Raw genomic sequence first — 282 nt, 5'->3', positions numbered from 1 at the left:
ACTGCTCTTTAACAATTTATCAGACAATCTGTGTGGGCACTCGAGGATACGGATTCTTAACGTCGCAAGACGAAAAATGAATACCAAGTCTCTGAGTGAACACGTAATTCATTACGAAGTTTAATTCACGAGCATCAAACTTAAATTGAAGAGTTTGATCATGGCTCAGATTGAACGCTGGCGGCAGGCCTAACACATGCAAGTCGAACGGTAGCACAGAGAGCTTGCTCTCGGGTGACGAGTGGCGGACGGGTGAGTAATGTCTGGGAAACTGCCCGATGG

1 rRNA gene is annotated in these 282 nt (G+C 46.5%); it reads left to right on the top strand.

Annotated elements, in window-relative coordinates:
• Positions 1 to 142: 142 nt before the first annotated feature.
• Positions 143 to 282: ribosomal RNA gene (locus tag FDX09_RS19590) — 16S ribosomal RNA — on the top strand; the annotation flags it as partial.

Origin of the sequence: Citrobacter sp. wls717 (assembly GCF_005280955.1) — a bacterium.
Classification (GTDB): Bacteria; Pseudomonadota; Gammaproteobacteria; order Enterobacterales; family Enterobacteriaceae; genus Citrobacter; species Citrobacter werkmanii.
The sequence above is the reverse complement of the archived record's forward strand: the minus strand, read 5'-3'. Positions and strand labels throughout refer to the sequence as shown.